Origin of the sequence: Streptomyces sp. NBC_00122, from assembly GCF_045160845.1 — a bacterium.
GTDB lineage: Bacteria > Actinomycetota > Actinomycetes > Streptomycetales > Streptomycetaceae > Streptomyces.
Genome location: NZ_CP108191.1, coordinates 389,174 through 413,305, shown reverse-complemented (window position 1 = coordinate 413,305; position 24,132 = coordinate 389,174). Strand labels below are relative to the sequence as shown.

The window sequence follows — 24,132 nt, the reverse complement described above, 5'->3', positions numbered from 1 at the left end:
GTCAGCGGCGGCCCAGCAGCCGGGCCCACCACGAGGCCCGCACCGCTGGCCGCTCCTCGGGCAGAGGAGCGGCCGGCGCCGCGGCCACAGGCGCGGGCGCGCGCGTGGCGGCCGTGACCGAGGTGCCGCGCGGTGTGAACCTCACCGGAAGCGCGACCAGATGGCGGGACATGAGGGACGAGGTCCAGCGCAGTCCGTCCTCGGGCACGGCCAGTTCCAGATCGGGCAGCCGCGTCAGCAGGGTGTCGATACCGGTGTCCGCGATCGCCCGGCCGATGTCCTGGCCGGGGCACTCGTGGGGGCCGCTGCTGAAGGCCAGGTGCGAGCGGTTGCCGTGGACGGGCACCGTCTGGTCGGGACGTATCTGGGGATCGACGTTCCCGGGCGCGAGGCCCAGCAGCAGCATGTCCCCGGCGTTGATGTGCACCCCGGCGAGCTCGGTGTCGCCGGTGGCCCAGCGGCCCAGGATCGTCGTGAACGGGGGCTCGTCCCACAGGACCTGTTCGAGCGCGTCGGGCAGGGTCATGTGACCGCCGGAGAGGTTCGCGCGGAAGCGCTGGTCGGTGAGGACCAGGCGCAGCGTGTTCGCCACGAGGTTGGCGGTCGACTCGAACGCCGCGATCATCACCAGCCGCAGGTGCTCCACGATCTCTTCGTCGCTCAGCGCCGTCGGGTGCTCCAGCATCCAGGTAGTGAAGTCCCGGCCGGGCACCACCCGCTTGGCCGCGACGAGTTCCCGCAGGGTGGCCGTGACGTACTCGTTGCTGGCGACGGCCGTCGCGGTGCCCCGGATCATGTCGCGGGCGGCCTCGACGAGCCGCGGTCCGTACGAGTCCGGAGCCCCGACCAACTGGGTCATGACGAGCATCGGCAGCGGTTCGGCGAAGTCGGCGACGAGATCGCCCCGCCCGGACTCGGCGAAACCGTCGATCAGCTGGTCGGCGAAGCGCTTGACGTACCGCCGTACGCCGCGCCGGTCGAAGCGCTCGAGGGAGTCGGTGAGCGCCCCGCGCAGCCGCTCGTGCTCGGCGCCGTCGACGAAGTGGCACACCGGCTGCCACGCGGTCATCGGGGTCAGCGGATGGTTCGCGGGGACGTTGCCCTCCTGCATGTCCCGCCAGCGCCGCGGGTCCCGGGAGAACCGGGACGGCGTACGCGCCACGTCCAGGTTCTCGCGGTGGCCGAGCACCAGCCAGGCCGGCAGGTCGCCCTGTACGAGGACGGGGGCCACCGCGCCGTGCTCGGCACGCAGCTTCTCGTACAGCCCCATCGGATCGGCCTCGGCCTCGGGGCCGTAGAGCCGGTGTGCGGGGCAGCCCGGCGGCGGAGTGGAAGCTGCGGGGAACGGGGTGGTGCTCACGATGCCTCCGGGGTCACGGCGAGGGAGTGCAGATAGCGCATCAGCGTCATCAGGACGTCACGGCTGGATTCGCGCCGCCGGGCGTCGCAGAGCACCAGCGGTACCGAAGCGGGCAGGTCGAGGGCGCTGCGCAGGTCCTCGACAGGGTGCTCGGGCGCGTCGGGGAAGGAGTTCACGGCGACCACGAAGGGCACCCCGCGCTCCTCCAGCCGGCCGATCACGTCGAAGCTGACCTCCAGGCGGCGGGTGTCGACCAGGACCACCGCGCCCAGCGCGCCCTCGAACAGGCCGTTCCAGAGGAACCAGAAACGCTGCTGGCCGGGGGTGCCGAAGAGGTACAGCACCAGTTCCTCGTTGATGCTGATCCGGCCGAAGTCCATGGCCACGGTGGTGGAGCTCTTGCGCTCCACTCCCGCCGTGTCGTCGACGCCGACCCCGGCCTGGGTCATCGTCTCCTCGGTGGTCAGGGGCCGGATCTCGCTCACCGAGCCGACCAGGGTCGTCTTGCCGACCCCGAAGCCGCCCACGATCACCACCTTGACCGCGGCGGCGGCCGTGGCCGGCAGTACGTCCTCGCGCCGCGGCCCGGCGGGCCGCTCAGAGCTTTCGAAGTCCATCGATGACTGCCTCAATCAGTGCCAGGTCGGGGAGTTGGGCGCGGGCGACGGGTGCGCGGGAGAGCACCTGGCCCGCGGTGATCAGATCGTCGACCAGTACGGTGACCACGCTCACCGGCAGGCCGAGATACGCGGAGATCTCGGCCACCGAGAGGGGCGCCTGACACAGCCGGATGATGGCCGCGTGTTCCGGCTGCATGCCGGGCCTGGGCCCCGACCTGGCGACGATGAGCGTGACCAGGTCGAGGCGGGTGGGAACTAACGGTCCGCTGCGACCGCCCGTGATGACGTACAGCCGCTCGGGGCTGCCGTCTTCCCAGCCGTTGCCCGGGTCGCTCACGCGGTCTGCCTGTCGCTGCGCGGCGGGCTGCTGAGGTGCTCTCCGATCCGCGCCACGAGGTCACGCATGCGCTGGCCCATCAGCCCGGCGTCGACGCCCTCGTTCGCCAGCACCGCGAGGTAGGCGCCGGCGCCGGCCGCCATCAGGTAGAAGAACCCGCCGTCCATCTCGATCACGACCAGACGCATGCGGCCGTTGCTGTTCGGGAGTTCGGAGGCGACCGCGCCGGCGAGGCTCTGGAGTCCGGCGCACGCGGCGGCGAGCCGGTCGGCGGTGTCGGTCTCCGCCCCGTACTGGGCCATCCGCAGGCCGTCGGCGGAGAGCACGATGACGTGCCGGGTCTGCGGAACGCTCTCGGCCAGGTCCTTGAGCATCCAGTCCATATTGGTCTGCTGCTGACTCATGGCTGTTCCCCCTTGCTCGCCGAGGCCGGCGAGACGTCTGTGTTCTGGCTTGCGCCGGCCTGGCTGTCCCCGGACAGGCCGCTCTGGAAGGCGGCCAGCCACATGCCGGGCTGCGCTTCGGTCTGGTCCGGGGCGGCCGCGGTGGTCCGCTCGGCTGCCGCGGGCTCTGCCGGCGCCGTCGCCCGGCTCTTGCGGCGCCGCTGCGGCAGTCCGTTCGGTGCCCGCTCGGTCACGATGGGCACCTCGTCCATGTCCATGTTCGCGGCGTGCCGCGGGCCCGTGGCCGGGCGCGGCGGCTGCGCGGGCTGAGACGGCTGCGGCGGTGCGGCGGTCGGCTCCAGGGCGGCACGGGGTCCCGAGGACGTACCGATGCCATGGGCGACGCCGGTCGCGGTCGAGACGGTGGTGATCAGTTCCTGCGGGATGACCAGCACGGCGCGTACGCCGCCGTACGCCGAGGAGCGCAGCGAGACCCGGAAGTCGTACGCCTGCGAGAGCCGGCCGACCACCGCGAGGCCCAGCCGGGGCGTCTCGCCCAGGTCGGTGAGGTCGATGCCCTCCTGCGCCTGGCGCAGCATGCGCTCGGCCCGCTTGCGGGCCTCCTCGCTCATGCTCAGGCCGCCGTCCTCGATCTCGATGGCGATGCCCGAGTTCACGTCGACGGCGGTCAGATGGACCTTGGTCTGCGGCGGGGAGTAGCGGGTCGCGTTGTCGAGCAGCTCGGCCAGTGCGTGGATGAGCGGCTCGACCGCGGGGCCGACGACGGCGACCTGGGACACGGAGTGGAGCTCCACCCGCTGGTAGTCGATGATCCGCGACATGGCGCCGCGCAGCACGCTGTACAGCGGGACGGCCTTGCTCCACTGGCGGCCGGGCCGCGCACCGCCGAGCACGGCGATGGAGTCGGCGAGCCGGCCGATGAGCGCGGTGCCGTGGTCCAGCCGCAGCAGATCGCCGAAGACGGCCGGGGTCTGGCCGTGCCGGTCCTCCATCTCCCGGAGTTCCTGTGCCTGTTGGTGCACGATCGCCTGGACGCGGCGGGCGATGTTCACGAAGGCCCGTTGCGCGGAGTCGCGCAGGTCCTCCTCGGCGACCACGGCATCGAGAACCGAGCGCAGCACCGCGTGGTGGGCCGCCCTGAACTCGGGGGTCAGCCCGGGTTGGTAGATACCGGGGTCCTCCAGGGACGTGAGCACGTCCTCGGGGAACTCACCCTTGCGCAGGCGCGCCACGACATCGGGCAGCAGCGTCTCGGCCAGCCGTACGGTCTCGGCCTGCTGCCGCCACAGGGCCTCGTCCTGCGCGGCCACCTTGGCTCGGAGCGCCGTGACGGCCTTGCCGCGCCGGGCGGCCTCACCACAGGAGAGCGCGACGGCGACGAAGGCCGCGGCGCCGATCCAGGCCACGGGGGTGCGGGCAGGTGCTGACACCAGTGCCACGGCGACCGCCGACAGTGCGGCGGTCAGCAGGGCGGGCAGTGCCCATACGACGGGTGAGGTGGGCCCTGGACTGCCGGGCGACGATCCCTCTCGAACCATCAGAACCCTCAAACGATCGAAAGCGAAAGATCATTGGACAACAGCCCGGGATCTTATCTGCTCTGCGCGTGGCCCCTTGACAACAGGTCATGATGCGGACGGGCAACCGTTGTTGGGGGTGGGGAGACCTGACCTGAAACGGACGGCGCTCCCGACCGGCCGCCCCGGTGGTGCGCGACCGGCGTCCGTGCAGCCAGGACCCGGTGTACCCCCGTCCGGCACCTGTGCGCGAGGCCGCGCGAACCGACGCGGCGCCCAGCCCGATTCGGCTGGTTTCCGACGTCGGCCGACGGGCCCCGACCGGGCTGGGGGGCACGGCACCGCCCGGCCGTTTGTCCCGATCCGGACGTCCGGGAAGCGGAACGCCGTCGCGGGCGCCGTGCCGTGCCGGGCCGTTGGCTCCCTCCTGGCCGAAGATCGCCGGACCGCGCTGTGCCAATGGCCCAGTGGTGCGAGACCCGGTTGAGCCACTGGGCCCGCAGATGCTTATCTGTGTCGTATCCATGTACTTTCGGCGCCGCGCAGCGCCGGACGGCAACGACGCCGCTCCGGACCGTGGCGCCTTCGCCGTGCCCGTACGCCGCCCACCACCCCCGGGCGGCCGCCGGGCCGGCGCGCACCATCGCAAGGGGGCGGCTCACAGCCGTGAAGAGGATGTTCGTGGCTCCGGATCCGGGGCGTATGAGGCTCAGGAACTCGGCTCGCGCAGTGATCGGCGTCGGCGCGGCCGTGGCCCTCGCCGAGCTGTGCGGTCTCTCCCTGACCGCCTCCATCACCGGGGGGCTGGCGGCCCTGCTCGCCCTCTTCACCGTGCTCGACGCCGATGTCCGCGCCCAGCGCGCCACCACCGCCCTGCTGCCCGTCGCGGGATTCCCCGTCCTCGCGCTGGCCACCACCCTCCACGGGGTGCCCCTCGCCCGTGACGCCGCCTTCCTCGCCGTCGTGTTCGCCGGTGTCTACGCCCGCCGCTTCGGCCCGCGCGGACACGCCCTCGGGATCTTCGGCTTCATGATGTTCTTCGTCACCCAGTTCCTGCACGCCCGGCCCGGGCAGCTGCCCGAGCTGTACGCGGCCGTCGGGCTGGCGCTCCTCGCCGCCGGAGCCGTGCGCTTCGCGCTGTGGCCCATCGAGCGGCGCACCCCGCCCGCCGCGGCGCCGCCCGGGCTGCCGGGCTCCGGGCTCGCACGGCCCACCACCCGCCAGGCCTTCCAGGCCACCGCAGCCTGCGCCTTCGCCCTCGGTATCGGCCAGGCGCTCTCCGAGGACCGCTGGTACTGGGCCGTCGGCACCGCCTGGTGGATCTTCGTCAACACCGCCTCACGGGGCGAGACCCTCGTCCGCGGCTTCCGCCGGGTCGTCGGCACCGTCACCGGCATCGCCGCCGGGCTGCTGATCGCCGTACCGCTGCACGGCGCGCCCGCGCCGACCGCCGCGCTCGTCGCCGTGTGCGTCTTCGGGATCTTCTACACAGCGGCCCCGTCGTACTCCTGGATGATGTTCTTCGTCACCGTCATGGCCGGGCTGCTCTACGGGCTCCTCGGCGTCCTGCACCCCGGGCTGCTGCTCCTGCGCTTCCAGGAGACCGCGATCGGCGCGCTCGGCGCCGCCCTCGCCGTCGTGATCATCCTCCCGGTGACCACCCACGCCGCGAACGACGCCTGGATCCAGCGCGCCCTGCACTGCGTACGCGCCTCCACCGCGGCTTCCCTGGACCGCCTCGCCGGGAACCCCGCGGCCGACCCGGCCCCCCACGCCGCCGAGCTGGAGCTCCTCCTGGGCCGCGTACGGATGGCGCTCGCGCCCCTCGTCCACCCGCTGAGCCCGCTGCGCGCCCGCAAGGCCCGCGCCCGGCAGGTCCTGGCGCTGCTCGACGACTGCGCCCGGGAGGTGCGCGGCCTGGTCGCCGTCGCCGCCGACCCGCAGGCCTCGCACGACGCCCGGCTGGCCGCGGCCTGCTGGCGCGTCGAGGCGGCCGCCCTGGCGCTGACCGCGCCGCAGGGCGCCCCCGAGCCCGCGCCGGTGACGCCGGCCCGGCCCGCCCCCGCGGAGCCGGCCCTCGCCCACCTGCACGGCCTCGAACACGCCCTCGTCGCGCTCGCCACCCCGCTGCGCACCGACCCGCGGGCGCCGCTGGTCATCAGCGCCTGATCAGCCCCTCCGGGCCCAGCCCGGTCGGCAGCCGGCCCTCGGTGTGCACCACGCCGAGGGCCTGGGTGGCCCGGGTCAGCGCCACGTACAGGTCGCTCGGCCCGAGGTCGGCAGGCTCCACCACGATCACCGTGTCGAACTCCAGCCCCTTGGCCTGGCGCGGATCGAGGAGCACCACGTCCTCGGTCAGGTCCGGCTCCGCCCCCGACCGTACGCCCGGCAGCCCGGCGGCGAGCGAGGCGTGCAGCGCCCGCGGCGCGATCACCGCGAGCCGCCCCTCGTCCGGCAGCTCCCGCCGGACCGCGTCCCCGACCGCCTCCGCCAGGTTCCCGGCCGCCCGCGCCCACGGCCGGACCCCGGTGGTCCGCACCGAGCTCGGCGGCTCGAAGCCGGGATCGCGGGCCCGCAGTACGGACGCCGCCACGTCCATGATCTCGGCGGGCGTGCGGTAGTTGACCCCCAGTCGGACCAGCTCCCAGCGCTCGCCCACGTACGGGCCCAGGATGTGCTCCCACGAGCCGCAGCCCGCCTCGTCGGCGGTCTGGGCCGGATCGCCGACCAGCGTCATGGAGCGGGTCGGGCAGCGCCGCATCAGCAGCCGCCACGCCATCTCCGACAGCTCCTGCGCCTCGTCCACGATGACGTGCCCGAAGGCCCAGGTGCGGTCCGCCGCGGCCCGCTCGGCCGTGCTGCGGTGGTCGGCCTCCTCGTGGCGCTCGGCCATCCGCTCGGCGTCGATGATGTCGTGCGCCGCGAGGAACTCGCTCTCCTCGTCCTCGAACTCGTACGTCTCGGAACCCTGCGACAGGTCCAGCACGCCCTGCGCGTACGCGATGCGCCGCTGCCGCTCGCGCTCCTCGGCGGCGCGCCGGGCGCTGTCGTCCTCCCCGAGCAGTTCGGCCGCCTCGTCCAGCAGCGGCACGTCGGCCGGGGTCCACCGTGGCCGGGCCGACGGCTCGCGCCGGATCAGCTCCGCCTCGTGCGCGGGCAGGTGCGTGGGCTCCGCCAGGAAGTCGCCGACGAGCTGCTCGGGGGTGAGGGAGGGCCACAGCGAGTCGATCGCGGCGTGCACGGCCGGGCTCATCGCGATCTCCTTGCCCAGCTGCGCCACGTCGTCCGAGCCCAGCAGGTTCGGGCCGCCGTACGGGTCCGCCCCGAGCCGGTCGGCGAGCTGCGCCGTGAGCGCGTCGATGATCGGGAAGGCGAAGGAGGGACGCGCCTGGTTGTGCGGCAGCCCGGTGGCCCGGGCCCGGTCCCGCGCCTCGTAGGCCATCGTGCGGTCCAGCAGCAGGGTCCCGTAGTCGTCGTGGTCGATCTCCAGCGCGGGCTCGGGGACCGTGTCGTACTCCTCGCCGGTGTCCGCCGGTACCGTCTGCGGCAGGCGCTGCCGGTCGGCGACGACCCTGGCCAGGACCTCCGCCATCGCGGCCCGGCCCTTCACCGCGGCCGCCCCGGGGCGGTCGGTGCCCGTCGCGTGGACGCCGGGGAAGAGCTCGCCGGGGGTCGCGAGCAGGACGCCCGTCTCGCCGAGCGCGGGCAGCACCCCGCCGATGTAGCCCAGGAAGGCCGGGCCGGGTCCGACGATCAGCACCCCGCGCTTGGCGAGGAGCTCCCGGTGCGCGTACAGCAGGTACGCGGCGCGGTGCAGCGCCACCGCCGTCTTGCCGGTGCCCGGACCGCCCTCGACGACCAGCACCCCGCGGTGCGTGGAGCGGATGACCCGGTCCTGTTCGGCCTGGATGGTGCGCACGATGTCGTGCATCCGGCCGGTCCGGGCCGCGTCGAGCGCGGCGAGCAGCACGGCGTCCGCGTCGGCGCCCTCGTACCCGGTGCGCTCCGCGTCGGTCAGGTCGAGGATCTCGTCGTGCAGGGCGGTGACCACCCGTCCCCGGCTGCTGATGTGGCGGCGGCGCCGCAGCCCCATGGGGGTGTGGCCGGTGGCGAGGTAGAACGGGCGGGCCACGTCCGCGCGCCAGTCCAGGACCAGCGGTGTGCGGTCGGCGTCGTCCGCGCGGATTCCGATGCGGCCGATGTGGTGGTCGCGGCCGTCGGAGAACTCCAGACGGCCGAAACACAGACCGTTCTCGCCGGCATTCAGCGCGGATAGCAGGCCGGACTGCTCCGCGACCAGGACATCACGCTCCAGGCGTGTCTGAAGCCCGGTCCCGACATCGCGCAATGCCCGCTCGACGGCACGTTCGGCCTGGTCACGCAGGTGGTCGAGGCGCGCGTAGAGACCGTCGACGAATTGCTGTTCTTTCCGGAATTCCTCGGTTGACAATTGCACTCCTGGCGCGGTACGGTGTCCTCGTAAGCTTCTTCGTGTCTTCGGTTTCCGCGAAGTCATGAACCATTGAATATACGCTCTATTCTCCCTCGGCAGTCAATTCGGCCGGGGGATTTTTTGCGTACCGTGGATTCCATGACCACCGCACACGGCTCCGCCGACGGCATCGTCTACCGCCTCGCCCGCCCCGATGACGCGGGAGCCATCGAGGCCCTGGACGGCTCCTTCACCACCGACACCGTCTTCGAGGTGGCCGCCTCCGGCGCCGGTTTCGGATTCCTGCTCCGCGAGATCCCCGCCGACCCGCCGCTCTACAAGGAGTTCCCGCCCGAGGAGCACGACGAGCAGGGGCTCGGCGGCGGGTCGGACACCACCGGGGACGCCCGGACCTACGTCGCCCTCGACGGCGGCCGGGTGTGCGGCTTCGCCGCCGTCGGCTACGCCGCGTGGAACCGGCGGCTGACGATCGAGGACATCGAGGTCGCGCCCGGCCACCGCGGCCGCGGCATCGGCCGTGCCCTGATGGAGTGCGCGGACGGATTCGCGCGCGAACGCGGCGCCGAACACCTCTGGTTGGAGGTCAGCTCGGTCAACGCCCCGGCCGTGCACGCCTATCGGCGCATGGGATTCACCCTCTGCGGCCTCGACACGACCCTCTACGGCGGTACGCCCGCCGCGGGCGAGCAGGCGCTGTTCATGAGCCGGCCCTGCCGCTGACCCGCCGTGCGGTGGTCAACTCCCGGATTGCGGCGGATCGTACGCCGTCCTGCTCCCCGCCCGCAGTCCGATCCCCGAAGACCACTCGGACGGGTGTTCCATACGTGCCTGGCGCCCGCCCCTGACCTGCGGCATGTACAACGGCTGATGGTCTATTGCACATTCATCCGGCATGTACAGGGTGGATCTGGTCGGACAGGGGGTAACGGCCCGGGATGGAAATACTTCAACAGCGTTCCACCACCGCCCAGGTGTGGGAAGCGGCCGAGGAGTTCATCCGACTCTTCCACCAGGAGGACCGCAGCGCCGGTGATCCGCGTGCCCGGCTCGCCGCCGTGCGGGCGGAGCTCGCGGAGACCGGCACCTACCGGCACACCCCCGAAGAGCTGGTCCACGGGGCCCGGGTGGCCTGGCGCAACAGCAACCGCTGCATAGGCAGGCTCTACTGGAACTCCCTGCGGGTCCGTGACCGCCGGGAGCTCACCGAAGGCGACGAGATCGCCGCCGAATGCTTCGGGCACCTGCGCGAGGCGACCAACGGCGGCCGGATCCGGCCCACGATCACGGTCTTCGCCCCGGACGCCCCGGACCGGCCGGGGCCGCTGATCTGGAGCGAGCAGCTCGTCCGGTACGCCGGGTACGGGGACCACCACTCCGTCACCGTCGGCGACGCGCGCAACGCCCCGCTGACCGAGGCCCTGCTCCGGCTCGGCTGGACCGGCGGCGCGGGCACCCCCTTCGACCTCCTGCCGCTGGTGGTCCAGGGCGTCGACGACAAGCCCCGCTGGTTCGAAACCCCCTCGGACGCCGTCCTGGAGGTCCCGATCGGCCACCCCGAGGACGAGGGCTGGGGCGCGGACTGGGGACTGCGCTGGCACGCCGTACCGGCCATCTCCAACATGTGCCTGGAGATCGGCGGCATCCACTACCCGGCCGCCCCGTTCAACGGCTGGTACATGGGCACCGAGATAGGCGCCCGCAACCTCGCCGACACCGACCGGTACAACCTCCTGCCCGCCGTCGCCCGCCGCCTCGGCCTGGACACCTCCAGCGACCGCTCGCTGTGGAAGGACCGCGCGCTCGTCGAGCTCAACCGGGCGGTCCTGCACTCCTTCGACCGCGCCGGGGTCACCATCGCCGACCATCACTCCGAGTCCCGGCGCTTCCTGTCCCACATGGCACGGGAGGAACGCAAGGGCCGTGACGTGGGCGCGGACTGGTCCTGGATAGTGCCGCCGATCTCCGGCGCCGCGACCCCGGTCTTCCACCGCACCTACGAGGACCGCCGCAGCAGTACCGCGTACGTCCACCACCCCGGCGCCCAGGAACGGGCCCAGGGGCGGGATTTGGTCTAGACCCTTCTGCTACCGTCGCCTCCGGACGGATCCGAAAGCGGAGAGGGGCCTCCCGTGGGCGGCGCGGACAGCACGGACCAGAACGGCGGACACCGGGCCTACATCGGCTCGTTCACCTCCGGAGGCGGCCTCGGCGTCACCACCGCGGTTGTGGATCCGGCCACGGGAGCCCTGACGTCGATCGCGGTCACGGGCGCCGCCGTGGCGGACCCCTCGTACCTCACGCTCGCCGGGGACACCGGCGTGCTCTACGCGGTGAGCGAGACCGGACAGGGAGCGGTGGCCGCCTTCACGCCCACCGCCGCCGGCCTGGCACCCCTCGGCGCGCCCGTCGGCGTCGGCGGCTCCGGGCCCACCCACCTCAGCCTGGCCGGGCGCCGGCTGCTCACAGCCAACTACACCTCCGGCAGCGTCAGCAGCCTCCCGCTCGCCGCGGACGGCCGCCCGGAAGGACCCGCTGCCGTCCTCGCGCACCACGGCTGCGGCATCGACGCCGACCGCCAGGAGCGGCCGCACGCCCACCAGGTGCTGCCCGACCCGAGCGGCCGCTGGGTGCTCAGCGTCGACCTCGGCACCGACTCCGTACGGGTCTGCGCGCTCGACCCGGCCACGGGGGAGCCGCGGCTGCACACCGAGACCGCGCTGCGGGCCGGGACCGGACCCCGACACCTCGCCTTCCACCCGGACGGCGCGGTGGCCTACGTACTGCACGAGCTGGAGCCGCAGCTGACCGTCTGCCGGTGGAACGCGGCCTCCGGGCGACTGGAACCGATCGGAGAGGTTCCGGTCGCCTCCGAGGGCCCCTCGGGGGCCGTACGGCCCTATCCCTCGGCGGTCGTCGCCTCGGCCGGCGGGCGATTCGTCTGGGCCGCGATCCGCGGCACCGACACCATCGCCACCCTCTCCCTCGCCGCAGGCGCCGAGGAGCCGCGGCTCACCGGCGTCGTGGGCTGCGGCGGCAGCTGGCCGCGCGATCTCGCCGCCGATCCCTCGGGGCGCCGCCTGTACGCGGCCAACGAGCACTCGGGGGACGTCACCTGGTTCGACGTCGACCCCGTGACCGGGCGGCCGCGCGAGGCCGGCTCGGTGGCCGTGCCCGCCGCCGCCTGCGTGGTCTTCGGCCGGTCGCTCTGAGTCCGGCGACGCCGAAAGGGCCCCCGCCGAACGGCGGGGGCCCTTTCGGCGTGGCGGGCGGTCAGCGCGTGGCCGCGCCCTGGGTGATCCCGAGAGCCGCGGCGTACTGCGCGACGGCGAGCTTGCCGAGCGCCGGGTAGGCGCCGAGCACCTCGGCGGCGCTGCAGTCGGCGTCCTTGCAGGCGCTGTCCAGCAGCCCTTCGGCGGCCTCCGGGCCGATCAGGTACGGGGCGAGCGCGACCTGCGTGGAGCCCTCCCGGCGCAGCTGGTCGGCGACTGCGGCCACCGAGCCCTCCTCGTCGAGCGCGGCGGCCATGACCGGCACGGCGAGCCGGGCGGCGAGCAGCATCCCGGTGATCCCGGCGGCCTGCACGGCCTCCTCGCCACCGGTGGTGGCCAGGACGATGCCGTCGGCGGCGGTGGTCACGGTGAAGAGCCGGGCGCGGTCGGCGCGGGCCAGGCCGGCCTCGGACAGCCGCACGTGCAGGCCCTCGGCGAGCAGCGGGTGCGGGCCGAGCACGTCGGCCAGCTCGGCGGCGGCGGAGGAGTCCATCAGCGCCTGGCGGATCCGGCGGAGCAGGTCACCGTCGGGACCGGGCAGCAGCGGGACCACCACGGCGTCCGGGCCGGTCGGCGCGGGCACCTCGTGGCCGGCGGCGCGGGCGAACTCCGCGCGCGCGACGCGCTCGGTCGCGACGGCGGTCAGCACGCCGGACAGGGACGGGAAATCGGTGGCGTCGTCACCGTCGAGGAAGCCGATCCGGGCGTCCAGGCCCGGCAGCTCGGAACGGCCGATGCTGATGATCTCTTCCGCCAGCCCCCGCGCGGCGGCCGAGGGGGTACCGGGCACGGCGAGCACCAGCGCGGGCGCGCCCTCGGGCGCCGCCGCGGGCTCGGGCCGGCGGTGCCGTCCGGTCTGGCGGGGTCGCGGCATTCGTACGGGCAGGCCATTTGCGGGCCCAGTGGGGGAGCTCATGGCGCCGCATGCTACTGGCTTATCGGAACCGGGTGTTCGGGCAGGGCCTTCTCCTGAGGCATCTGTCCGTATTTATCCGGTGAATAACAGATACCATCAACTGACGGACGGCAAGCGCCAGTCCACGGGCTGTGAACCTTGGCCCGCCAGTAGCTCGTTCGTCCTGCTGAACGGCCTGGATCCGACGAATCCGTAATCGGCGGACTTGGGGGAGGGGTGCGAGGACTCCACCACCGGCAGCTCGCCGAGCAGCGGCCGCAGATTGCGGGCCGCCCGGCCCCAGAGGATGGACACCAGCGGCTTGCCGCGCGCGGCGAGGGCCCGGATGGCCTGGTCGGTCACGGCCTCCCAGCCCTTGCCCTGGTGGGCGTTGGACCTGCGGGGCGCGGTGGTGAGCGAGCGGTTGAGCAGCAGCACGCCCTGCCGGGTCCACGGGGTGAGGTCGCCGTTCGCGGGCCGGCCGGTACCGAGGTCCCGGTGCAGTTCCAGGAAGATGTTGTCGAGGCTCGGCGGCACCGGCCGCACCTCGGGCGCGACCGAGAAGGACAGGCCCACCGCGTGCCCCGGCGTGGGGTACGGGTCCTGGCCCACGATCAGCACCTTGACCTCGTCGAAGGGCTGCTGGAAGGCGCGCAGGACGTTCGCCCCGGCCGGGACGTAGGTCCTGCCCGCCGCGATCTCGGCGCGCAGGAAGTCGCCCATCGCGGCGATCTGGCCCGCCACAGGCTCCAGAGCCCGGGCCCAGCCCGGCTCGACGATCTCGTTCAACGGTCGTGCTGCCACGGTGGATCACTCTACTGGCCGATCGTCGCCGCCCGCACACACAGCACGTCGGGCAGGTGCTCCGCCAGCAGCCGCCAGCTCTCGCCGTCGTCGTGGCTGGCGTAGAGCTCGCCGTTGCGGTTGCCGAAGTAGATGCCCGCCGGGTCCGCGTCGTCCGTGCACAAGGCGTCGCGGAGCACCGTGCCGTAGTGGTCGCCCGCGGGCAGGCCGTGCGACAGGGGCTCCCAGGTGGCGCCCGCGTCCCGCGTGCGGAAGACCCGGCACCGGTGCTCGGCCGGGACCCGGTCGGAGTCGGCGTTGAGCGGGAAGACGTAGGCCGTGTCCGGCCGGTGCGGGTGGGCGGTCACCGCGAAGCCGAAGTCGGAGGGCAGCCCGCCGCCGATGTCGGTCCACCGGGACCCGGCGTCGTCGCTGCGGTAGACGCCCCAGTGGTTCTGCAGGTACAGCCGGTCGGTGTTCCCGGCGTCCTGGGCGATCTTGTGCACGCACTGGCCGAACTCGGGGTGCGGATCGGGCAGGAAGACCGCCGACACCCCGTCGTTGGACGGCTCCCAGCTGGACCCGCCGTCCTTCGTCCGGAACACCCCGGCGGTGGAGACGGCCACCGTCACGGCGTCCGCGTCGCGCGGATCGGTGATCACCGTGTGCAGCCCTTCACCGCCGCCGCCCGGCTGCCAGCTGCCCCGGCTGGGGTGCTCCCACAGCGGGCGGACCAGCTCGAAGGACGCGCCGCGGTCGGTCGAGCGGAACAGCGCGGCCGGCTCCGTCCCCGCGTAGACCACGTCCGGGGCCTCGGGCCCGGCCGGCTGGAGCTGCCAGACGCGCTCCAGCGAGGCGCCGGTGTCCTTGGGGAACTTCACGGCGGCCTCGGCGGGCTCGTTCCAGGTCCCCCCGAGGTCGTCGGAGCTGAAGACGGACGGCCCCCAGTGCGAGCTGTCCCCGGCGACCAGCAGCCGGGGCGCCGGGCCCCGCCGGTCGACGGCGACCGCGTAGACCGCCTGGGCGTTGAAATGGGGCCCGCCGAACTCCCAGGCCCCCTCGCCCCGGCGGCGGCCGATGAAGAGCCCCTTGCGGGTACCCACGAGCAGCAGTACGTCGGCCATGGCCGGCACCTCCGGACTTCGTCGTCCATGTCTTCGGTGTCTTCGGTGTCTTCTGGGTGTGTCTTGCGAGCTGTCCGTCTCTTTCCGGTCAGTCTGCACCCGCCCACCGACAGCGGCCCGGCGGGCGGCGCGGGGGCCTGGGCGGCGGATTAATACCGATCATTTACCCGCAGGAAACGATCGCTGCTTGCATGGAGATGTTCCCAATAGATTGACTTCAGGCCACTGCTGCCGCACGCGAGAGGACGTACGTGGCCACGGAGCACTTGTCCCCGCTCGACCTCGCCTTCTGGCGGATCGAATCCGCCGCCCACCCCATGCACCTCGGCGCCCTGGCGGTCTTCAGGGCCGCCGGGCCCGGCGCCGCCGGGCACGCCGCGGAACTGCTCACCGCCCGCTGCGCCGGCGTGCCCGGCCTGCGCCGCCGGATCCGGGACGTCCTGCTGCCGGTCGGCGCGGCCGCCTGGTCGCCGGACCCGGGCTTCGATCCGGCGCGGCACGTGTTCCTCGTCTCCACGCGGGTCCCGCCGCACGAGGCCGCGGGACCGCTGATGGCCCGGCCGCTGGACCGGAGCCTGCCGCCCTGGGAGGCGCACGTGCTCGCCGGGTCCGACCCGGACTCCTTCGCGGTGCTGTTCAAGTTCCACCACGCCCTCGCCGACGGGCTCGGCGCGCTCGCCCTGGCCGCGGCGCTGTTCGACGAGGGTGCGTCCCTGCGTCCGCCGCCGGGCCCGGCGCCGCGCCCCGCTCCTCGTCCGTCCGCCCGTCCCGCCCCCGGGCGACGGGCCGCCCCGGCCCTGCGACGGCTCTCCGGAATCCTCGCGGCCCGGGCCCAGGACGTCGGCCAGGCTCTGGAGATCGGCGCCGCGGTGGCCCGCGCCGGGCTGCCGGTCGGGGTCCCCGCGGTCCTCACCGCGGGCGCCGCCGGCGCGGGATCCCGTACGGTCGCGGGCCTCGCCCTCGACCTGGACGAGGTCAACTTGATCCGCAAGGCCGCCGGAGGCACCGTCAACGACGTGCTCATCTCCATGGTCGCCGGCGCGCTGCGGCGCTGGATGGAGGGCCGCGGCGACCCCGCGCCCATCGGACCGGGCCCCCGCGCCCTGATCCCCGTGTCCCGCCGGGGCCGGCCCGGGACCGGCGGCGGCAACCGGCTCTCCGGCTACCTGCTGCGGCTCCCGCTCGCCGAGCGCGACCCGCTGCTGCGCCTGGACCGCGTCCGGGCCGCCATGGACCGCAACAAGGACGCCGGACCCGCCCGCGGCGCCGGGGCCGTCGCCCTGCTCGCCGACCACGTCCACCCGCTCGGCCACCGCCTCGGCGGACCGCTCGTCGCCCAGGCCGCCCGGCTGCTCTTCGACATCCTGGTCACCAGCGTCCCGCTGCCCGGCCTGAACTTCTCGCTGGGCGGGAGCCGGGTCGCCGAGGTCTACCCGCTCGCCCCGCTGGCCCGCGGGCAGTCCCTGGCCGTCGCGGTCTCCACGTACAAGGGAACGGTCCATTACGGCCTCGTGGCGGACGCGGCGGCCGTCCCGGATCTGCCCGCGCTGGCCGAGGCGCTGCGTGCGGAGCTCGACGCGCTTGTACGAGAGGTCTCGTAGTACGAAAGATTTCGTAGTACGGTGAGTCTCGTACTTAGCCGCCGACCCCCGGCGCGCCCGGTGACGTCCTGGAGAGCCCTGATGAGTGCTGCCCCCGCTGGTTTCGCTGCCCTGTTCGCTCCCTACACCCTTCGCTCGGTCACCGTCCCGAACCGCGTGTGGATGGCGGCGATGTGCCAGTACAGCGCCGAGGCCTTCGGCCCCGGCGCGGGCGTGGCGCACGACTGGCACTTCGCGCACTACGCCGCCCGCGCCGTCGGCGGCACCGGCCTGATCATCCAGGAGGCCACCGCCGTCTCCCCGGAAGGCCGGATCTCCCCCTACGACCTCGGCATCTGGAACGACACCCAGGTCGAGGCGCTGCGCCGGATCACCTCCTTCCTCAAGGCCCAGGGCACCGTCCCCGGCATCCAGATCGCGCACGCCGGACGCAAGGCCTCCACCGACCGGACCTGGAAGGGCGGTGGCCCGGTCGGGCCCGAGGCGCACGGCTGGCTGCCGGTCGCCCCGAGCGCCGTGCCGTTCGACGGGGACCGCCCGGCGCCGCACGAGCTGACGGCCGATGAGATCGCGGAGATCGTCGGCCAGTTCGCCGCCGCCGCCGAGCGCGCGCTGGCGGCGGGCTACGAGATCGTCGAGATCCACGGCGCCCACGGCTACCTCATCGGCGAGTTCCTCTCCCCGTTCAGCAACAAGCGCACCGACGCGTACGGCGGCTCGTTCGAGAACCGCACCCGCCTCGCCCTCGAAGTCGTGGACGCCGTACGGGCGGTGTGGCCCGAGGAGCTCCCGCTGTTCTTCCGGATCTCCGCCACCGACTGGCTGGAGGAGGAAGGCTGGACCGCCGACGAGACGGTCCGGCTGGCCGGGCTGCTCCAGGAGCACGGCGTGGACCTCCTCGACGTCTCCACCGGAGGCCTGGCCCCCAGGGTGGAGATCCCCGTCGGCCCTGGCTACCAGGTGCCGTTCGCCGCGCGGGTCAAGGCGGAGACCGGTCTCCCCGTGGCCGCCGTCGGCCTGATCACCGAACCGGGGCACGCCGAGAAGATCCTGGCCAACGGCGAGGCCGACGCCGTCCTGCTGGGCCGCGAACTGCTGCGCGACCCGTACTGGGCCCGCCGCGCGGCCGTCGAGCTCGGCGCGGAGCTCCGTACGCCCGACCAGTACCACCGGTCCTGGTGAAGCCGGTGCGGCTCCGGCGCCCCCATGCCGGAGCCGCACCCCGCCCTGTTCCTACGACGACTCTCGTACGATGGGGGCCCGGGCAAGCCGAGCGAGCGGAGCAGGGACATGACGGAACGTGACACGGCCCGCGCCCTCGACCACCCCGAGGCGGCCGCGATCCGGCTGGAGGGCGTCCTGCACGCGCTCTCCGACCCGCTCCGGCTCTCCATCGTCCGGGACCTGGCCGGCTCGGCCACGGAGCTGGCCTGCTCGTACTTCGACCTGCCGGTCACCAAGTCGACGACCACCCACCACTTCCGCGTCCTGCGCGAGAGCGGCCTCGTCCGCCAGACCTACCGGGGCACCACCAAGCTCAACGCCCTGCGCCGCGCGGAGCTGGAGGACCTCTTCCCCGGCCTCCTCGACAGCGTCCTCACGGCGGCGGCCGCCGAGGAAGCGCGGTCGGCCCGGATCCTCAGCTGACTCCGGCGGCGTCGAACAGGCCTTGCCAGTCGGGGATCTTGACCGAGCGGCGGCCCAGGGAGCGGCCGAGCTCGGACTCGGCCGCTTCGATGGCTTGCCAGCCCGGCCATTCCACCGGCCGCAGGCCCGCCGCCCGCATCGCGTCCAGCGGGTCCTCGTCGGGCACCTCGCGCCGGGCCAGCGCCCCCGCGTCCTGGAGCAGCGAGGACGCCGTCTCCTTGGCGCAGGGCCGGTTCGTGCCGATCACCCCCGTCGGGCCGCGCTTGATCCAGCCCGCCACGTACTCGCCGACCGAGGCCCGGCCCGCGCGCACGACCCGGCCCGCCGCGTGCGGGACCGTGCCCTTCGCCGGGTCGAAGGGCAGCCCGGCCAGCGGGACGCCCTTGTACCCCACCGAGCGCAGGACCAGCTGCGCCTCGATGTCCTCGTACACGCCGGTCCCGGTCACCCCGCCACGGCCATCCGGGGCGGTCCGCTCGAAGCGCACGCCGGTCACCCGGCCGTCGGGCCCGCCCAGCACCTCCACCGGCCGCAGGTAGAACCGCAGGGCGATGCGGCGCGGCCCGTCGCCCGGGCCGGCCTGTGCCCAGCCGCGCAGCACCTCCAGGTTCCGCCGCGCCACCGCGGGCAGCGCCGCGGCCGCCTCCGGATCCCCGTACACCGGGTCCAGGGCCGCCTCGGCGGGGTCCACCACGGCGTCCACCTCCGGCAGCGTGCCCAGCTCCCGCAGTTCCTTGGTGGTGAACTTGCCCTGCGAGGGGCCGCGCCGGGCCACCATCGCCACCCGGCGCACGCCGCTGTCCGCGAGCGCGCCGAGGGCGGGCTGCGGCATGTCCGTCGGCGCCAGCTCCGCCGCGCCCCGCGCCAGGATCCGCGTCACGTCCACCGCGACGTTGCCCGCGCCGACCACGACCGCCGAGTCCACCCCGCCCAGGTCGAAGACCTCGGCGGCGGCATCCGGGTGCCCGCTGTACCAGGACACGAAGGCCGTCGCGGAATGCACCCCGGCCAGCTCCTCGCCGGGGATCCCCAGCAGCCGGTCCCGGGCCGCGCCCACGCAGTACACCACCGCGTGGTAGAGCTCCAACAGCCGCTGCGTGGGCAGCCGCTCACCGCCGACCTCGACGTTCCCGAGGAAGCGGATCCGCTCGTCCTCCAGCACGGTGCGCAGGCTGCCCTGCAGCGACTTGATCTTCTCGTGGTCCGGCGCGACCCCGTACCGGACGAGCCCGTACGGAGCGGGCAGTCGGTCGAGCACGTCGACCCGCACCCCGGGCACCTCGCGCTGCTGGACCAGCGTCTGGGCCGCGTAGACCCCGCTGGGGCCCGATCCGACGACGGCGACACGAAGCACGGCGGAGCTCCTCCCGCAGGTGGTCCCAGCATGACACCGGCTTCCCCGGCAGTCAGCCCATCGCGCGCATCCGGTGGATCTCGGCGCTCTGCGTGGCCACCACCTCGGTGGCCATCTCCTCGACCGCGACGTTGTTGCCGCCGGTCAGCGCCTCGCCGGCCATCTTCAGGGCGCCCTCGTGGTGGGCGGTCATCAGCTTCAGGAAGAGCCGGTCGAAGTCGGCTCCCCGGGCGTCGGACAGTTCCTTCAGCTGCTGTTCGGTCGCCATGCCCGGCATCGCGCCGTGGTCGTGCGCGTGTCCGCCGACCGGCGCCGACGGTGCCGGATGGAGGGTCAGCCACTTCTCCATCGCCGCGATCTCGGGCTGCTGCGCGGCGGTGATCCGTTCCGCCAGCCGCCTGACGCCGTCCGCCGAGGCCCGGTCCGGCGCCAGCGCGCTCATCGTCAGGGCCTGCCTGTGGTGTTCGATCATGTTCTGGGCGTAGGCGTGGTCGGCGGCGTTCGGGCTGTCGTCGGGCTTTTCCTTCGCGGCCTGCTCGGGGGTGAGCGTGCGGGCCTTCTCGCCCGGCTTGCCCGGCGCGACGACCACGGCGCGTCCGTCCTCGGCCCCCTCCGCCCGGTCGTCTCCCTGGCAGCCGGTGAGTGTCAGCACGAGACCGGCGGCCGCGGCCGCTCCGGCGAGCCGGCCGAGCCGCGCGGATAAGGCCGTGCGGCCCCGGGGGTCTTTTGCCATGTCCATGGAAAGGAAGATACTGCCGGGGTCCTGGTTCCGTTCCCCTGAGGACCGGAACCGATCGGACTCCCTTGGGAGGGCACGTTGAGCACGTTCCACACCACGAGAGCGCGCAGCGCAAGGGCGGGAGCGGCCGTCGCTGCGGCCGGGCTCCTCACCGCGCTTCTGACCGCCGGACCGGCGGCCGCCACCCCGGACCCGGGTGACTTATCGCCCGGGAGCGGCAACCAGCGGGGCGCGGCCCTCGTCGACGGCAGGGAGCTCGCCCCCGGCGAGATCCCCGGCCAGGACGAGATCGTGCACAGCGCCAACATCAAGCCCCTGGCCAACATCCCCAGCGCCGACCCCACCGTCATCAACTCCGACCTGGCCTTCCAGGGCAGGTACGCCTACGCGGGCAACTACAACGGCTTCACGATCTACGACATCGCCAACCCGAAGGCACCGAAGACCGTCACCCAGGTGCTGTGCCCCGGCGGACAGAACGACGTCTCCGTCTACGGGGACCTGCTCTTCCTCTCCACCGACTCCTCGCGCAGCGACGACTCCTGCAACAGCGTCTCGCAGCCCGCGACGGAGAAGTCCTCGTGGGAGGGCATCAAGATCTTCGACATCAAGGACAAGAAGAACCCCAAGTACATCAAGTCCGTCGAGACCAACTGCGGCTCCCACACCCACACGCTGGTGCCGGGCGGCCGTGACATCTACCTCTACGTCGCCTCGTACTCCCCGAACGAGGCCTTCCCCGACTGCCAGCCGCCGCACGACGGCATCTCGGTGGTGAAGGTCCCCAAGAAGGCGCCGACGCAGGCCGCGGTCGTCTCCTTCCCGATCCTGTTCCCGGACGGCGGCAACCCGGGCGGGCCCACCAACCCCGGAGTCTCCAAGACCACCGGCTGCCACGACATCACCGTGCTGCCGTCGAAGAACCTGGCCGCCGGCGCCTGCATGGGCGACGGCATCCTCTTCGACATCAGCAAGCCCGAGCAGCCGCGGGTCATCGACCGTGTGCAGGACAACGTGAACTTCGCGTTCTGGCACTCCGCCACCTTCAACGAGCGGGCGGACAAGGTGGTGTTCACCGACGAACTCGGCGGCGGTGGCGGCCCCACCTGCAACGAGGCCACCGGTCCCCACCGCGGCGCCGACGGGATCTACGACATCACCGGCAGCGGGGACCAGCGCAAGCTCGCCTTCCGCGGCTACTTCAAGATCCCGCGGCACCAGGCCGACACCGAGAACTGCGTGGCCCACAACGGCTCGCTGATCCCGGTCGGCGGCGGCCGCGACATCATGGTGCAGGCCTGGTACCAGGGCGGGGTCTCGGTGTGGGAGTTCACCGACTCCGCGCAGCCCAAGGAGATCGGGTACTTCGAACGCGGCCCGCTGACCACGGACAAGCTCGGACTCGGCGGGTCCTGGTCGGCGTACTACTACAACGGGCACATCTACTCGAACGACATCACCAAGGGCCTCGACGTGCTGCGGCTGGACGACTGGCGCACCGCGAGCGCGAAGTGGGTGTGGCTGGACCGGCTCAACGTGCAGAGCCAGCCCGAGTACCACTGACGCCCAGGGGCTGGGTGTGTGACGGGAACGTTCCGCCGGGCGGCCCGCCGTCCGGCGGGACACCGAGCTCCCAGTCCAGCCCGTAGCGCTGGAACAGCTCGGCCCGCAGCCGGGCCGCAGGCATCGGCGCGCCCGGCAGCAGGACCGCCACCACGGCGCCCATCAGCAGCGCCCGCAGCAGCGGATAGTCCACGTCCACGTCCGTCGAGCCGTACCGGGTGACGGTGTCCCGCAGCAGTTCGGCGAGCCGCTGCTGCTCCGCGCACTGGACGAAGCCCTCGGCCTGGAGGATGCCGGCCATGTGCGTGCGCATCAGCCGCGGCTCGTCCCGGGCCAGCCCGAGGATCGCGTCGATGGCCCGGGCCAGCCGCTCGCGCCCTTCGTCCTCGCCGGTGGGCAGCGGCTCGCGCTCCAGCGCCGCCTCCAGGGTGAGGTGCATCAGCCGGTGCACCGCCGACTGCAGCAGCTGCCGTTTGCCCGGGAAGTAGTACGAGACCAGGCCGCGCGCGGCGCCCGCCCGGTCGGCGATGTCGCCGAGCGTGGTGGCCTCGTAGCCCCGCTCGGCGACGAGTTCGACCGTCGCGTGGAGCAGCCGCTCGCGGGAACGTCTGCGCAATTCTTCATTGACCGATGCGCTGCGCGGGGACATGCTTACTCCTGCGTTGACTGGCTCAGAGCCAATATACTCAGCGCGCGGGTCCGCCTGCTCTGGGTGAAACGGGGGATCGCCCAGGGCAGGCACACCGGCCAGGCGCACCACACCTCACGGTCCGGCGCGGCCGGGTCCCGGCCGGCGGACGGAGACGGACGTCATGAGTGCCACCAGGGCCACGCCCAGCAGCCAGCCCGCCACCACGTCCGTCACCCAGTGGACCCCCAGGTAGAGACGGGTGAAACCGACTCCGACCACGGAGACGACGGCCACCGCCCAGGCAGTGCCCGCCCACCGCGCGGGAGCCCGCCGGGGGAGCAGCCAGAGCAGCAGCCCGACCACCACCGTCGCCGTCATCGCGTGGCCGGACGGGTAGGCCGAATAGTGGGCCGAATCCACCGGGTCCGGCCACACCGGGCGCGCCCGTCCCACCAGCCCCTTCATCCCCTGCTGCACCACTACGGCCACCAGCGTCACCAGCGCCACCCGCAGTGCCCGCTCCCGGTCACCGCGCCACCACAGCGTCACGCAGGCGGCGGCGGCCAGGGCCCGCATGGTCCACGGATCCCACACCCAGTCGGTGAGGATCCGCATCGTGTGGGTGACCCCGGGATGGGCGACGGCATGGCCGTGCAGATCCCGGGCGACCCGGTCGTCGTACGACAGCAGCGGCTGCCACTCCGCCACCACCAGCGCTGTCAGTACGGCCGCGAGCAGCGCGCAGCCGATGCCCGCCCAACGCAAGTGATCGTTCCGCATACAAGGATCCTGCCACCCGGGGGCGAACCGCTGCCGGGCGGGCGTGCTACGCCAGGGCGCTCAGCCCCGGTACGAGGGCCACCAGCAGCGGCACCGCCGGGACCAGCGTCGCCAGCGCCGTCAGCCGCAGCCTGTTCATCGCGGACAGCCGGGGTGCGGCCGACAGCAGCCGCGCCACCCGCTCCTGTACGTGTGCCTGGGGGGCGGCGGAGGGCCCGAACACCCCGCGGTCCTCGTTCAGTCCGACCAGGGCCAGCGCGACGGTGAGGCGCCCGTACCGCCGCGAGGCCACGTCGTCGGCGGCCAGCTCGACGAGGCGGTGCATCTCCGCCTCGAAGGCCGCGAAGACGGGCACCTGCGGAAACCCCCCGGCCAGCGCCCGCGAGCAGTGCAGCAGCCAGTCGTGGCGGGCCGCCGCGTGCCCCTGCTCGTGCGCGAGCACCGCATCGAGCTGGCTCCCCTTCAGCCGGCCCAGCGCCGCCGTCGTGACCACGAGTTGCGGGGCCGCCCCGGGCAGCCACCAGGCGTCCGGCCGCTGCCCCTCCAGGACGACGAGCCGCCCGCCCGCGGGGTCCTCCCCGGGCAACAGCGGGGCCCGCTCCAGCAGTTCGGTGCCCTGGGTGCGCCGCCGGGCCCGCGCCCGCAGGACCTCCCGGGCCAGCATCGTCCCGGTCCACAGCGCCCCGCCCGCCAGCGCGAGCGCCGTACCGGCGGCCCAGGGGCCTCCGGACGCGCCCAGGGCGTACGCGTCGACCACCCCGTGCGGGGCGGCGGCGAACAGCCGGCCCCGGACCGCCTGCCAGGCGGCCGCCGCGCTCAGCAGCATCGACAGTCCCAGGCACAGGAGCACCGCACCCACCACGCACTGCCACACCCACAGGGCGACGACCGGTTCACGCTCGGGCCATCGGGCCCGGCCCAGCAGACGGGGCGCGAGCACCGCGGTCAGAGCGCCGAGCAGCAGGAGTGCGGCGGGGACCATCATGGCCACCAGCCTATGAGCGGGGGGCTACCTGCGGGTACGGCCTCGGGGGATTGGTGACGCAGGACACGTG

22 protein-coding genes are annotated in these 24,132 nt (G+C 73.5%); 8 read left to right on the top strand and 14 right to left on the bottom strand.

The genetic code is table 11. The features are described 5' to 3' along the window. Nucleotide 1: 1 nt before the first annotated feature. Genes OG737_RS01930 through OG737_RS01910 form a run of 5 tightly spaced genes read right to left on the bottom strand, consistent with a single transcriptional unit; the run spans nt 2 to nt 4,259 of the window. A complete protein-coding gene (locus OG737_RS01930) occupies nt 2–1,363 on the bottom strand; it encodes a cytochrome P450 (RefSeq protein ID WP_405681464.1) in 1,362 nt (453 codons plus the stop codon). Further along, complete coding sequence (locus tag OG737_RS01925) at nt 1,357–1,977, bottom strand: ATP/GTP-binding protein (protein ID WP_328924377.1); 621 nt, start codon at nt 1,975–1,977, stop codon at nt 1,357–1,359. Before OG737_RS01925 ends, OG737_RS01930 begins: the two co-directional genes overlap by 7 nt. Next, the gene (locus OG737_RS01920; protein WP_328924376.1) at nt 1,958–2,317 is read right to left on the bottom strand and encodes a DUF742 domain-containing protein; all 360 of its coding nucleotides are present in this window, start codon (nt 2,315–2,317) and stop codon (nt 1,958–1,960) included. Before OG737_RS01920 ends, OG737_RS01925 begins: the two co-directional genes overlap by 20 nt. Further along, nucleotides 2,314–2,721, bottom strand: a complete 408-nt coding sequence (locus OG737_RS01915) for a roadblock/LC7 domain-containing protein (protein WP_328924375.1) — start codon at nt 2,719–2,721, stop codon at nt 2,314–2,316. Before OG737_RS01915 ends, OG737_RS01920 begins: the two co-directional genes overlap by 4 nt. After that, entirely contained in the window at nt 2,718–4,259 is a 1,542-nt protein-coding gene (locus OG737_RS01910) for a sensor histidine kinase (RefSeq protein WP_405680339.1), read from the bottom strand. Before OG737_RS01910 ends, OG737_RS01915 begins: the two co-directional genes overlap by 4 nt. 654 nt (nt 4,260–4,913) lie before the next feature. On the opposite strand from OG737_RS01910, the gene OG737_RS01905 reads away from it, so the two are divergent. After that, nucleotides 4,914–6,407 carry an FUSC family protein gene (locus tag OG737_RS01905; protein WP_328930181.1) on the top strand — a complete coding sequence of 498 codons (1,494 nt, stop codon included), beginning with the start codon at nt 4,914–4,916 and terminating at the stop codon, nt 6,405–6,407. On the opposite strand, the gene OG737_RS01900 is transcribed toward OG737_RS01905, so the two are convergent. Further along, nucleotides 6,397–8,688 carry a helicase gene (locus tag OG737_RS01900; RefSeq protein WP_328924373.1) on the bottom strand — a complete coding sequence of 764 codons (2,292 nt, stop codon included), beginning with the start codon at nt 8,686–8,688 and terminating at the stop codon, nt 6,397–6,399. The two genes, OG737_RS01905 and OG737_RS01900, sit on opposite strands and share 11 nt — an antisense overlap. A 141-nt stretch (nt 8,689–8,829) precedes the next feature. On the opposite strand from OG737_RS01900, the gene OG737_RS01895 reads away from it, so the two are divergent. The 3 genes from OG737_RS01895 (at nt 8,830) to OG737_RS01885 (ending at nt 11,900) form a co-directional block, all read left to right on the top strand. Beyond that, nucleotides 8,830–9,411 (top strand): GNAT family N-acetyltransferase, encoded by a 582-nt coding sequence (locus tag OG737_RS01895; RefSeq protein WP_328924372.1) that lies wholly within the window; start codon nt 8,830–8,832, stop codon nt 9,409–9,411. A 215-nt stretch (nt 9,412–9,626) separates the two neighbouring features. Then, on the top strand, nt 9,627–10,766 hold the full coding sequence (locus OG737_RS01890) for a nitric oxide synthase oxygenase (protein WP_328924371.1): 1,140 nt from the start codon (nt 9,627–9,629) through the stop codon (nt 10,764–10,766). A 54-nt stretch (nt 10,767–10,820) separates the two neighbouring features. Beyond that, a complete protein-coding gene (locus OG737_RS01885) occupies nt 10,821–11,900 on the top strand; it encodes a lactonase family protein (protein ID WP_405680340.1) in 1,080 nt (359 codons plus the stop codon). 61 nt (nt 11,901–11,961) lie between these two features. Here OG737_RS01885 and OG737_RS01880 read toward each other — a convergent pair whose 3' ends face one another. From OG737_RS01880 to OG737_RS01870, 3 genes are all read right to left on the bottom strand, one after another. Then, nucleotides 11,962–12,876, bottom strand: a complete 915-nt coding sequence (locus OG737_RS01880; protein WP_328924369.1) for a hypothetical protein — start codon at nt 12,874–12,876, stop codon at nt 11,962–11,964. A 96-nt stretch (nt 12,877–12,972) separates the two neighbouring features. After that, nucleotides 12,973–13,659, bottom strand: coding sequence for a uracil-DNA glycosylase (locus OG737_RS01875; protein ID WP_328924368.1), 687 nt, complete (start codon nt 13,657–13,659; stop codon nt 12,973–12,975). Nucleotides 13,660–13,670: 11 nt separating this feature from the next. Further along, entirely contained in the window at nt 13,671–14,762 is a 1,092-nt protein-coding gene (locus OG737_RS01870) for an exo-alpha-sialidase (protein WP_328924367.1), read from the bottom strand. A gap of 251 nt (nt 14,763–15,013) precedes the next feature. Here OG737_RS01870 and OG737_RS01865 point away from each other — a divergent pair, with 251 nt between their 5' ends. The 3 genes from OG737_RS01865 (at nt 15,014) to OG737_RS01855 (ending at nt 18,010) form a co-directional block, all read left to right on the top strand. Further along, the gene (locus tag OG737_RS01865; RefSeq protein ID WP_405921122.1) at nt 15,014–16,363 is read left to right on the top strand and encodes a wax ester/triacylglycerol synthase family O-acyltransferase; all 1,350 of its coding nucleotides are present in this window, start codon (nt 15,014–15,016) and stop codon (nt 16,361–16,363) included. An 81-nt stretch (nt 16,364–16,444) separates the two neighbouring features. Beyond that, nucleotides 16,445–17,545, top strand: coding sequence for an NADH:flavin oxidoreductase/NADH oxidase (locus OG737_RS01860; protein WP_405921121.1), 1,101 nt, complete (start codon nt 16,445–16,447; stop codon nt 17,543–17,545). A gap of 108 nt (nt 17,546–17,653) precedes the next feature. After that, nucleotides 17,654–18,010: an ArsR/SmtB family transcription factor gene (locus OG737_RS01855; RefSeq protein WP_405921120.1), complete on the top strand. Its 357-nt coding sequence runs from the start codon at nt 17,654–17,656 to the stop codon at nt 18,008–18,010. Here the strand turns inward: OG737_RS01855 and OG737_RS01850 are convergent. Together OG737_RS01850 and OG737_RS01845 are read right to left on the bottom strand one after the other, a co-directional pair. Further along, nucleotides 18,003–19,364: an FAD-dependent oxidoreductase gene (locus OG737_RS01850; protein WP_328924363.1), complete on the bottom strand. Its 1,362-nt coding sequence runs from the start codon at nt 19,362–19,364 to the stop codon at nt 18,003–18,005. The genes OG737_RS01855 and OG737_RS01850 overlap by 8 nt on opposite strands. Before the next feature lie 52 nt (nt 19,365–19,416). Continuing rightward, the gene (locus OG737_RS01845; RefSeq protein WP_405680343.1) at nt 19,417–20,103 is read right to left on the bottom strand and encodes a DUF305 domain-containing protein; all 687 of its coding nucleotides are present in this window, start codon (nt 20,101–20,103) and stop codon (nt 19,417–19,419) included. A gap of 78 nt (nt 20,104–20,181) precedes the next feature. Between OG737_RS01845 and OG737_RS01840 the strand changes: the two genes are divergently transcribed. Beyond that, entirely contained in the window at nt 20,182–21,666 is a 1,485-nt protein-coding gene (locus tag OG737_RS01840; protein WP_405921119.1) for an LVIVD repeat-containing protein, read from the top strand. On the opposite strand, the gene OG737_RS01835 is transcribed toward OG737_RS01840, so the two are convergent. The 3 genes from OG737_RS01835 to OG737_RS01825 all read right to left on the bottom strand — a co-directional run bounded on the left by OG737_RS01835 (nt 21,635) and on the right by OG737_RS01825 (nt 24,062). Continuing rightward, nucleotides 21,635–22,315, bottom strand: a complete 681-nt coding sequence (locus OG737_RS01835) for a helix-turn-helix domain-containing protein (RefSeq protein WP_328924361.1) — start codon at nt 22,313–22,315, stop codon at nt 21,635–21,637. The two genes, OG737_RS01840 and OG737_RS01835, sit on opposite strands and share 32 nt — an antisense overlap. 114 nt (nt 22,316–22,429) lie before the next feature. Further along, nucleotides 22,430–23,077, bottom strand: coding sequence for a phosphatase PAP2 family protein (locus OG737_RS01830; protein WP_328924360.1), 648 nt, complete (start codon nt 23,075–23,077; stop codon nt 22,430–22,432). Between the two features lie 46 nt (nt 23,078–23,123). Further along, on the bottom strand, nt 23,124–24,062 hold the full coding sequence (locus tag OG737_RS01825) for a M56 family metallopeptidase (RefSeq protein ID WP_328924359.1): 939 nt from the start codon (nt 24,060–24,062) through the stop codon (nt 23,124–23,126). Nucleotides 24,063–24,132 lie beyond the last annotated feature (70 nt).

Excerpts from the sequence above, each read along its gene's own strand:
- OG737_RS01925 (WP_328924377.1), bottom strand. The coding sequence starts at position 1,977 with ATGGACTTCGAAAGCTCTGAGCGGCCCGCCGGGCCGCGGCGCGAGGAC.
- OG737_RS01915 (WP_328924375.1), bottom strand. The coding sequence starts at position 2,721 with ATGAGTCAGCAGCAGACCAATATGGACTGGATGCTCAAGGACCTGGCC.
- OG737_RS01910 (WP_405680339.1), bottom strand. The coding sequence starts at position 4,259 with ATGGTTCGAGAGGGATCGTCGCCCGGCAGTCCAGGGCCCACCTCACCC.
- OG737_RS01905 (WP_328930181.1), top strand. The coding sequence starts at position 4,914 with ATGTTCGTGGCTCCGGATCCGGGGCGTATGAGGCTCAGGAACTCGGCT.
- OG737_RS01895 (WP_328924372.1), top strand. The coding sequence starts at position 8,830 with ATGACCACCGCACACGGCTCCGCCGACGGCATCGTCTACCGCCTCGCC.
- OG737_RS01890 (WP_328924371.1), top strand. The coding sequence starts at position 9,627 with ATGGAAATACTTCAACAGCGTTCCACCACCGCCCAGGTGTGGGAAGCG.
- OG737_RS01880 (WP_328924369.1), bottom strand. The coding sequence starts at position 12,876 with ATGAGCTCCCCCACTGGGCCCGCAAATGGCCTGCCCGTACGAATGCCG.
- OG737_RS01870 (WP_328924367.1), bottom strand. The coding sequence starts at position 14,762 with ATGGCCGACGTACTGCTGCTCGTGGGTACCCGCAAGGGGCTCTTCATC.
- OG737_RS01860 (WP_405921121.1), top strand. The coding sequence starts at position 16,445 with ATGAGTGCTGCCCCCGCTGGTTTCGCTGCCCTGTTCGCTCCCTACACC.
- OG737_RS01855 (WP_405921120.1), top strand. The coding sequence starts at position 17,654 with ATGACGGAACGTGACACGGCCCGCGCCCTCGACCACCCCGAGGCGGCC.
- OG737_RS01845 (WP_405680343.1), bottom strand. The coding sequence starts at position 20,103 with ATGGACATGGCAAAAGACCCCCGGGGCCGCACGGCCTTATCCGCGCGG.
- OG737_RS01835 (WP_328924361.1), bottom strand. The coding sequence starts at position 22,315 with ATGTCCCCGCGCAGCGCATCGGTCAATGAAGAATTGCGCAGACGTTCC.
- OG737_RS01830 (WP_328924360.1), bottom strand. The coding sequence starts at position 23,077 with ATGCGGAACGATCACTTGCGTTGGGCGGGCATCGGCTGCGCGCTGCTC.
- OG737_RS01825 (WP_328924359.1), bottom strand. The coding sequence starts at position 24,062 with ATGATGGTCCCCGCCGCACTCCTGCTGCTCGGCGCTCTGACCGCGGTG.